Genomic DNA, 9,161 nt, shown 5'->3' with positions numbered 1-9,161 from the left:
GCGGCGATGAACGGCCCTGCGCCGTGGGAATGCGTGGCGGCGGTGTGCGCGTCGGTCACGGTGTGCTCCTGAAAGTCAGACCACGGACGCGGCCGCACCGTTCAGCTGGGGCGGCCAGCCGTCGGCCAGCAGCTTCTGGGGCTCGAACAGCAGCACCGTCGCGGCCGCCGACACCAGCAGCGCCACCAGCAGGGAGAGGCGGGACCACGGAGAGAGCAGTGCTCTCGTGCAGCGGGCGGCCAGACCTCTCGGCGCGGTGGCGAACTCGGTGGTGAACCCGTTGGGGACGAGTTCCGTTGCGGGGACCGGGGGAGTGGCCGTGGCGGTGCCCCCAGAGCGGGTGGTGGCATCGAGCATCCGGTGACACTAACTGACCAATGTGTGTGATCGCCGTATGGTTCGTCTCATGGGCGTCACAGCTTCCGGAACGTCAGATGGCCACTTGGAGCTGCCGCGCAGCGCCCTCGCGGACACCGTGCTGGAGCGGCTCACCGCCACCTACGCCGCGGCGGCCGATCCGCGGCGGGCCGGCGAGATGCGCGCGTACATGAAGGACATCGCCCCTTTCCTGGGCCTGACCACGCCCGATCGCCGCGCGCTCTCCCGCACCGTCCTCGACGGAACACCCCGTCCGGACGAGGCCGACTGCACGGCGGTGGCGCTGCGCTGCTGGGGGCTGCCGGAGCGCGAGTATCAGTACTTCGCCGTCGACTATCTGCGCCGGCATGTGAGGCGTCTCTCGTCCGGCTTCCTGCCCGTGGCACGCCATCTCGTCTCCACGGACCCTTGGTGGGACACCGTCGACGCACTCGCCGCCCATGTGGTCGGAGGCCTCGTGGCGGCCGACCCGAAGCTGAGGACCGACATGGACAGATGGATCGAGGACGACGACCTGTGGGTCGCCCGGACCGCCCTCCTCCACCAGCTCCGCTACAAGGACACCACCGACACCGAACGCCTCTTCGGGTACTGCGTCCGCCGGTCCGGGCACCCCGACTTCTTCATCCGCAAGGCGATCGGCTGGTGTCTGCGCGAGTACGCCAAGACTGATCCGCAGGCGGTACGGGACTTCGTCGCCGGCGAGCGGGACCGGCTCTCACCGCTGTCCGTGCGCGAGGCGCTCAAGAACGTCGGCCCCTGACACACCAGATGATCGGCACCTGACGCGCCAGATCATCGGCACCTCACACACCAGGACATCGGCACCTCACACACCAGCGGAAACACCCGACTTACCGCGTCCCACGGCCGCGAAAAACCATTCGACGCGGCCATGTGCGTCGGCGATGATCTCCTCATGTTCCGGTACGCCTTCCACCTCGCAGCATCCGCAGTCGCGGATGCGCCGAAGGCTGCCGTCCTGATCACCTTGGCCGCCGCAGACGGCGCCCGAAGCTGACCCTTCCCGGATCGTCCGGCGGACCCCGCAGGGGGAGGGTCGGCAAGTCCTTGGGGTCCCTGTCCCGGCCGCTCTGACGCCGGGGCCATCACTCAGCTCCGCTGACACCGAAGAGGCTTCGAGGTACTGCCATGCCCAAGACGGCTTACGTGCGCACCAAACCGCATCTGAACATCGGCACCATGGGTCATGTCGACCACGGCAAGACCACCCTGACCGCCGCCATCACCAAGGTCCTCGCCGAGCGTGGCTCCGGCACGTTCGTTCCCTTCGACCGGATCGACCGCGCGCCGGAGGAGGCCGCGCGCGGCATCACCATCAACATCGCGCACGTCGAGTACGAGACCGACACCCGGCACTACGCGCACGTCGACATGCCGGGCCACGCCGACTACGTGAAGAACATGGTCACCGGGGCCGCGCAGCTCGACGGGGCGATCCTCGTCGTCTCCGCGCTCGACGGGATCATGCCGCAGACCGCCGAACACGTACTGCTCGCCCGGCAGGTGGGCGTCGACCACATCGTCGTCGCCCTCAACAAGGCCGACGCCGTCGACGACGGCGAGGACGCGGTGCTCACCGACCTCGTCGAGCTGGAGGTCCGCGAGCTGCTGACCGCGCACGGCTACGGGGGCGACTCCGTACCGGTCGTACGGGTCTCGGGGCTCAGGGCGCTGGAGGGCGACCCCCGGTGGACCGAGGCGATCGGCGCGCTGCTCGACGCCGTGGACACGTATGTGCCCATGCCCGAGCGGTACTTGGACGCCCCGTTCCTGTTGCCGGTGGAGAACGTGCTCACCATCACCGGCCGGGGCACGGTCGTCACGGGAGCCGTCGAGCGCGGCACCGTCCGCGTGGGCGACCGTGTCGAAGTGCTCGGCGCCGCCGTGGACACGGTGGTCACCGGTCTGGAGACCTTCGGCAAGCCCATGGAAGAGGCGCAGGCCGGCGACAACGTGGCGTTGCTGCTGCGCGGTGTGCCCCGTGACGCGGTGCGCCGCGGACACATCGTCGCGGCGCCCGACAGCGTCGTACCGAGTCGTCGCTTCTCCGCGCAGGTGTACGTCCTGTCGGCGCGCGAGGGCGGTCGTACGACACCGGTGTCCACCGGCTACCGGCCGCAGTTCTACATCCGCACCGCGGACGTCGTCGGCGATGTCGACCTCGGCGAGCGGGCGGTCGCGCGGCCCGGCGACACCGTCACCATGACGGTCGAGCTGGGGCGCGACGTGCCGCTGGAGCCGGGGCTCGGCTTCGCGATCCGCGAGGGCGGCCGCACGGTCGGCGCCGGAACGGTGACCGCGGTCGTCGGCTGAATCCGGCGCGGCCGGCGTGAGTGCCCGCCTCTCGTTCCGTACGGGAGGCGGGCACTCGCGTGTCCGCAGGCACGCGCGCGTCACCGAAACGCGGGTGCGCCCGTACCGGGCCGCGGCCGAGGATGGGGACCATGACGACTCAGCAACCCCGCCGAAGAGCCGAGATATTCGCCGCCGCCGAGGACGACGACCGTCGTTTCAGCACCTCCGCCACCGCCGACGAACGCACCCTGCTCGTCGACGTCCTGGGCGCCCAGCGGGCGACGCTGGAGATGAAGTGCGCAGGTCTGACAGGTGAGTTGGCCCGGCGGTCCGTGGAGCCCTCCACCCTCTCGCTGCTCGGTCTCGTCCGGCATCTCGCAGACATGGAGCGCCGCTGGTTCCGGCGGGCGCTGGCCCGGCAGGACGCGCCCGCGCTGTTCTCCTCGGAGGCGTGCCCGGACGACGACTTCGACGGCGCGTCCGCCGACCCCGCCGTGATCGCCGAGGCCTGGCGGTCCTGGCGCGCCGAGGTGGCCTTCTCCGACGGCTTCGTCGCCGACGCGTCCGGCCTCGACCTGGCGGGCGAGGACCCCTGGCGCGGGCCGGTGTCGCTGCGCTGGGTCCTCATCCACATGGTCGAGGAGTACGCCCGCCACAACGGCCACGCCGACCTGCTCCGCGAGCGCATCGACGGGGCGATCGGCGTGTGAGACGAGTGACGCGGGGCGAGCGGCGGCGGGCGGGGATCTTGCCGGGGCCCGGCCCGGCTGTGCCCGTACGGGCACAATGGATCCGTGGACGAGCCGATACCCGTGACGCGAGCCGTGGATCACGGGACCGCGAAGCTGATGCCGGACGTCGACCGGAAGCGGGCGTGGCTCCTGACGGTCGACGGGGCACCGCAGTCGTACGTGGATCTCGACGCGCCGACGCACCTGGAGTTCGAGTACGCGCGACGGCTCGGGCACGTCCTTGACACCCTCGCGGAACCGGGGCGTGCGCTGGACGTGCTGCACCTCGGCGGCGGCGCGCTCACCCTGCCCCGGTATCTCGCGGCGACCCGGCCGGGGTCCCGGCAGGACGTGGTCGAGGCCGACAGCGGGCTGCTGGACCTCGTCGTCGAGCATCTGCCCGTCCCCGACGACGCGGGCATCACGGTCCATGGCGCCGACGCCCGAGCCTGGCTCGAATCCGCGCCCGCCGACTCCGCCGACGTCCTGATCGCCGACGTCTTCGGCGGTTCACGGGTCCCCGCCCACCTGACCTCGGTGGCGTACGCCCGCGAGGCCGAGCGGGTCCTGCGCGCCGACGGCGTCTACCTGGCCAACCTCGCCGACGCCACGCCCTTCGCCTTTCTGCGCTCCCAACTCGCCACGTTCTCCACGGTCTTCGACGAGCTGGCGCTGATCGCCGAACCGGGCGTGCTGCGCGGCCGCCGCTTCGGCAACGCGGTGCTCGTCGCCTCCCACCGCACGCTCGACACCCCCGCCCTCACCCGCCGCACGGCCGCCGACGCCTTTCCGGCCCGGGTCGAGTACGGCGACACACTGCAGGTCTTCGTCGGCGACGCGAGGCCCGTACAGGACGAGAACGCGGTGCCGTCGCCCGAGCCGCCCGACGGGGCGTTCAGCATCGGCTGAGGGCTGAGGGCTGAGGGCTGAGGGCTGAGGGCTGGACGATCGACCACAGCCAGGGTCTGCCGATGACCTCCCGCCAGCCGTCGCGGAGGTCGGTGAGCAATCCGCCGCCGGGTGCGCGGGACGGTATGTGACTCACGTCGAGGAAGGCCCGCAGCGAGCCCGCGACCGCGAACGCCAGGGCGTCCACGGCGAGCACCCGGCCGGGGCCGGCCACTGCGACCATGGCACCGCCCAGCGCGGCCCCGCCGAGGCCGGCCCCGTGCATCGCGAGGCGGAACATCGCAAAGGCACGGCCGGCCTGCTTGCCGCTGACGGAGGAGAGCAGCATGCCCTCGGCGGCCGGGCTGAAGAACGCGTGGCCCGTGCCGCCGAGCGCGGTCAGCAGCATCATCTGCCAGAGCCGCGGTTCGCCCGCGATGACGAGTGCCGCGAAGGCCGCCTGGGAAAGGCAGTTGAGGGTGTTGGCCGCGACCATCACGCGGTGCCGGGGGAGCCGGTCCGCGACCGCGCCGCCGATCAGCAGGAAGAGCACCAGCGGGAGGGTGCGGGCCGCCGCCACCAGACCTACGTCTCCGCCGTCGCCGCCCTCGTTCAGGACGGCGAACGCCGCCGCGATCAACGCTCCTTGGCTGCCAAGGTTCGTCGCCACCGCGGCGGCGGTCAGCAGGGTGTAGTTGCGGCCCGCCCAGGGAGGGCGGCGCAGGCGGGCAGGGGAGTCGTTGGCAGGGCTCACCCGGCGACTATCTCCGCCGCCGGACCGCCTTGCCAAACGACTTCTCGGCCTCTTCCTGCCGACTGTTCAGCCTGTTCAGCCCGCTCGGCCGCTCGGGCCGCTCAGCTGTTCCGGCCGCGTCGGCTCGGCTGTCCCGCGTCGGACGTCACGTGTCCGTGGGCGCGGCCTCGGTGAGGCGTACGGTGCTCAGGATCTTCTGGACGGTCGCCTCGGGAATCTCGTCGCCGACACCCTTGGCGCCGTACAGGTTCCAGGTGACGAAGTCGCCCGCGCCGTTCTTGAACGCGAAGGTGATGGCCTTGCCCTCGCTGTCGCACTTGCCGTTCTGCGGCGTGTTCTTCGAGTACGCGGTGGCGATGCTGCCCTTGAGGCCCGACTTCGTGGTGTACGACTTCGCCGGGTCCCACTTCACGCTCTTCTTGTCCGGCTGCGTGTAGCCGCCGAAGATCCACCACGGGACACGGGTCTCGGCAGCCTCGGCAGAGTCCTTGGCGCCGTTCTCGCCGCGCGTTCCGGCGGTGGCCAGCGCGGTGTCCTCGTCGCGGCCGTCCTTGTCGCTGTCCGTGGTGCACCACTTGGACTTGAGGTAGGCGGGGGCGGTGACCGTGGTGCGGTCGGTCTTGCCCTTCTCCTCCCACTCGAAGCCCACGCTGGTGTCGGTGGTCTCGATCTCCCAGTCGGCGGGGACGTCGAACATCGTGCCGAAGCGGGGGTTGATGACGACCTTCCAGCCCGCGACGGTCGCCTTCTCGCCGTCGGTGCCGCGCGGGTTGTCCTCGCCGGTGGACGGGGAGGCGCTCGGGTCCTTCGACGCGCTCGCCGACGGTGACTGCTTCGTCTTGCCGTCCTTGCCGCCGTCGGCCTCGTCGTCCTTGTCGCCGCCCAGGACCAGGAAACCCGTCACACCGGCCGCGATGACGACGGCCGTGGCCGCCACGATCGCGACGAGCTTCGTCCTGTTCCCGTCACCGCCGCCCTGCGGCGGCTCCGGCGGCTGCGGCACACCGGGCGCGCTCCAACCGGGCTGCCCCGGCTGCGTGTACGGGTTCGGCGTCTGAGGTCCGGGCTGCTGGAATCCGGGTTGCTGATACGGATTCGGCTGCTGGTACCCCGGCTGCTGGTACGGGTTCTGGTTCTGGTCCTGCGGGTTCTGCTCGCCCCCGGGCGGCTGGTTTCCTGGCCACATGGGCAGTAACCCTAGTGCCGCCCCGGACACGGTTGGGTCACCGCCCTTCGTCAGGGACGTACCGGATCGGGGGCCAGATGGGTCCTTATGGAGACGTACCGTACCGACGTGGCCCCGCCGGAATTCTCGAACGCGAACATCCGCGCCCTGTGGGCCAGTTCCCCGGTGCTCCCAGCGATCACTTTTCGCCACTGGTCAGGATTGGCTACTCGTGGGTAACATGCCCGCCATGAGTGCAGACCAGATGTCGATCGGCGAGATGCTCGCCGCCACGGTTCCGATGGTGCGGACCCTGAAGCTGGAGTATCTCGAGACCACTCCGGAGAAGGCCGTCCTCGCGCTGCCCGACCAGAGCGAGTACCACAACCACGTGGGCGGGCCGCATGCCGGAGCGATGTTCACGCTGGGGGAGTCGGCGAGCGGCGCGGTCGTGCTGGCCGCGTTCGGGGACCAGCTCGCACGGGCCGTGCCGCTGCCCGTGACCGCCGAGATCGCGTTCAAGAAGCTGGCCAGGGGGCCTGTCACGGCCACCGCCACGCTGGGGCGCTCCATCGAGGACGTCGTCGCCGAACTCGACGCCGGTGAGCGGCCGGAGTTCCCCGTGGCCGTCGCCATCCAGCGCGAGGACGGTGCCGTGACCGGCGAGATGACGGTCATCTGGACGCTGCGGCCCAACGGCTGAGGAGCAGTCGTCGCCGTTGACTGTTGAGGGGGCGGGCGCGGGACGCCGGGAGGGTGGACCCGTCGTGCGGGGCCACCCTCCGGGAGTTCTTCCGTCTGGTCCGGTCAGCTGTAGAAGGCCGGCCGCTCGACGAGTTCGACCTCGATGCGGCCGCCCTCGGTCTGGGCGCGGACGCCCGCCTCGCAGACCGCGGCCGTGGCGTAGCCGTCCCAGGCGCTGGGCCCGGTGACCTCGCCGCGGCGGGTGGCGTCGACCCAGGCCTGCACCTGGCGGTCGTACGCGTCCTCGAAGCGCTCCACGAAGTCCTGGGCGATGGTGCCGCCCCAGCGGCCCGCCTGGTTGGTGACCAGCGCGTGGCCGTCACCGATACGGGCCGTGCCGCGCTCGCAGACGACCTCGGCCTGCACCTGGTACCCGAAGCCGCAGTTGACGTTGATCTCGACGTCGACGATCGCGCCGCCGGCGGTCTCGAACACGACGAACTGCGGATCCTGCAAGCCCTCCGGGGCGTTGCCGGACGGCGTCGGCTTCAGCACGGTGACCGCGGTGATCTCCTGGCCGAGCAGCCAGCGTGTGATGTCCATCTCGTGCACGACGGAGTCGTTGATGAGCATCTCGCTGGTGAAGCCGGGCGGGGTCGCGACATTGCGGTGCCGGTTGTGCAGCATCAGCGGCCGGCCCAACTGCCCGGTGTTCAGCAGTGCCTTGAGCTTCGCGTACTCGGTGTCGTACCGGCGCATGAAGCCCACCTGCACCAGGCGGTGGCCGACCTTCTGCTCGGCCTCCAGGACCCGCAGTGCCGAGGCCGAGCCGGGGGTGAGCGGCTTCTCGCACAGGACGGGCAGGTCGTGCTCGAAGGCGGTGAGCAGCGCCGCCTCGTGGGCGGGGCCGGGGGAGGCGATCAGTACGGCGTCGACGCCGTCCGCGGCCATCGCGGAGGCCGCGTCGGTGTGGGCCGTGCAGCCCTCGATACCGTCGGCGATCCGCTTGACCCGTTCCGCGTCGACGTCCACGACCGCGGCGACGCGTGCCCCGTTGGTCACTTCGGCGAGGCGCCGTACATGGTCGGCGCCCATCTTCCCGGTGCCGATGACGGCCACGCCGAGCGTTCCGCGCTGAGCCATGGTCGGTTGATCCCTTCTCAGGCGCCGCAGGAGCGCAGGAACTGGCGGGTGCGCACCGCGATGGGCAGGGGCTTGTCCGGCGGGCAGGGGTACATGTCCTGCTCGACGATGGCGAACAGGTCGACACCGAGGCGCTGCGCGGCGTCCAGCACCGGCTCCAGGGCGGGCACGCCGGCCGGGGGCTCGCACATCACACCGCGCTGGACGGCGGGGCCGAACGGGACCTCGTTCTTGACGACGTCCGCGAGGATCTCCGGGTCGACCTGCTTGAGGTGCAGATAGCCGATGCGCTCGCCGTACGTCTCGATCAGCTTGACGCTGTCTCCGCCGCAGTAGGCGTAGTGCCCTGTGTCCAGGCAGAGGCTGACCAGGCCGGAGTCCGTCGAGTCGAGGAAGCGCTCGACGTGCTCCTCGGTGTCGATGTGCGTGTCCGCGTGCGGGTGCACCACGATGTCGAGGCCGAAGCGTTCCATCACCTCGTGGCCGAGGCGCTCCATGCCCTTGGCGAGGTACGACCATTGACGGACCGTCAGGTCCGGCGGCTCGATCAACGCGGCGGTCTTGTCGTCCCGCCAGAAGGACGGGATGACCACCAGGTGCTTCGCGCCCATCGCCCGGGTCAGCTCGGCGACCTGGCTGACGTGCTCCCAGGTGGCGTCCCAGACGTCGGGGCCGCGGTGCAGTGCGGTGAAGACCGTGCCCGCGGACACCTTGAGGTCGCGCTTGTTCACCTCGTCGGTGAGCTTGGCGGGGTCGGTCGGCAGATAGCCGTACGGGCCGAGCTCGATCCACGAGTAACCGGCTTCGGAGACCTCGTCCAGGAAGCGTTCCCAGGGCACCTGCTGGGGGTCGTCGGGGAACCAGACGCCCCACGAGTCCGGCGCGGAACCGACGCGGATGCGATCGAGCGCGTTGGCCATCAGGAGGCCTTTCCTTCCGAGGAGGAGGCTGTGGGTGCCTTGAGGTCTTCGGCTTCGGGGAGTTCCTCGACGTCGACGCCGCGGACCTGGGCCAACTCGTGCTTGAGTGCGGCGAGTTCGGCGCCGCCTGCCATGTGGTTGGTGAGTTCTTCGAGGCTGACGTCGGCGCGGGCGGCGGA

Annotated in this window: 8 protein-coding genes and 3 pseudogenes; 5 read left to right on the top strand and 6 right to left on the bottom strand. The window is 70.8% G+C overall.

Annotation, left to right across the window (positions count from 1 at the left end):
• Positions 1 to 78: 78 nt before the first annotated feature.
• Positions 79 to 357: pseudogene (locus O3Q52_RS42080) on the bottom strand (hypothetical protein); the annotation flags it as partial.
• A gap of 49 nt (positions 358 to 406) precedes the next feature.
• Between O3Q52_RS42080 and O3Q52_RS42075 the strand changes: the two are divergent.
• The 4 genes from O3Q52_RS42075 to O3Q52_RS42060 all read left to right on the top strand — a co-directional run bounded on the left by O3Q52_RS42075 (position 407) and on the right by O3Q52_RS42060 (position 4,337).
• Positions 407 to 1,141 carry a DNA alkylation repair protein gene (locus O3Q52_RS42075; RefSeq protein ID WP_269653821.1) on the top strand — a complete coding sequence of 245 codons (735 nt, stop codon included), beginning with the start codon at positions 407 to 409 and terminating at the stop codon, positions 1,139 to 1,141.
• A 389-nt stretch (positions 1,142 to 1,530) separates the two neighbouring features.
• On the top strand, positions 1,531 to 2,715 hold the full coding sequence (gene tuf / locus O3Q52_RS42070; protein WP_269653820.1) for an elongation factor Tu: 1,185 nt from the start codon (positions 1,531 to 1,533) through the stop codon (positions 2,713 to 2,715).
• A gap of 131 nt (positions 2,716 to 2,846) precedes the next feature.
• Entirely contained in the window at positions 2,847 to 3,407 is a 561-nt protein-coding gene (locus O3Q52_RS42065; protein WP_269653819.1) for a DinB family protein, read from the top strand.
• An 84-nt stretch (positions 3,408 to 3,491) separates the two neighbouring features.
• Complete coding sequence (locus O3Q52_RS42060) at positions 3,492 to 4,337, top strand: spermidine synthase (protein WP_269653818.1); 846 nt, start codon at positions 3,492 to 3,494, stop codon at positions 4,335 to 4,337.
• Between the two features lie 34 nt (positions 4,338 to 4,371).
• Here O3Q52_RS42060 and O3Q52_RS42055 read toward each other — a convergent pair.
• Positions 4,372 to 5,070, bottom strand: a pseudogene (locus O3Q52_RS42055) (MFS transporter); the annotation flags it as partial.
• 145 nt (positions 5,071 to 5,215) lie between these two features.
• Positions 5,216 to 6,256: a hypothetical protein gene (locus O3Q52_RS42050; RefSeq protein ID WP_269653817.1), complete on the bottom strand. Its 1,041-nt coding sequence runs from the start codon at positions 6,254 to 6,256 to the stop codon at positions 5,216 to 5,218.
• A 244-nt stretch (positions 6,257 to 6,500) separates the two neighbouring features.
• On the opposite strand from O3Q52_RS42050, the gene O3Q52_RS42045 reads away from it, so the two are divergent.
• Entirely contained in the window at positions 6,501 to 6,938 is a 438-nt protein-coding gene (locus O3Q52_RS42045; RefSeq protein WP_190232611.1) for a DUF4442 domain-containing protein, read from the top strand.
• Positions 6,939 to 7,042: 104 nt separating this feature from the next.
• On the opposite strand, the gene O3Q52_RS42040 is transcribed toward O3Q52_RS42045, so the two are convergent.
• The 3 genes and pseudogenes from O3Q52_RS42040 to O3Q52_RS42030 all read right to left on the bottom strand — a co-directional run.
• A complete protein-coding gene (locus O3Q52_RS42040) occupies positions 7,043 to 8,062 on the bottom strand; it encodes a Gfo/Idh/MocA family protein (protein WP_269653816.1) in 1,020 nt (339 codons plus the stop codon).
• Positions 8,063 to 8,079: 17 nt separating this feature from the next.
• The gene (locus tag O3Q52_RS42035; protein WP_269653815.1) at positions 8,080 to 8,982 is read right to left on the bottom strand and encodes a sugar phosphate isomerase/epimerase; all 903 of its coding nucleotides are present in this window, start codon (positions 8,980 to 8,982) and stop codon (positions 8,080 to 8,082) included.
• Positions 8,982 to 9,161, bottom strand: a pseudogene (locus O3Q52_RS42030) (sugar ABC transporter ATP-binding protein); the annotation flags it as partial. The gene O3Q52_RS42035 and the pseudogene O3Q52_RS42030, both read right to left, overlap by 1 nt.

The sequence above is a fragment of the Streptomyces sp. ActVer genome, assembly GCF_027270795.1.
In the GTDB taxonomy this organism is placed as follows: domain Bacteria; phylum Actinomycetota; class Actinomycetes; order Streptomycetales; family Streptomycetaceae; genus Streptomyces; species Streptomyces umbrinus_A.
This window is presented reverse-complemented; position numbering and strand designations above follow the sequence as displayed.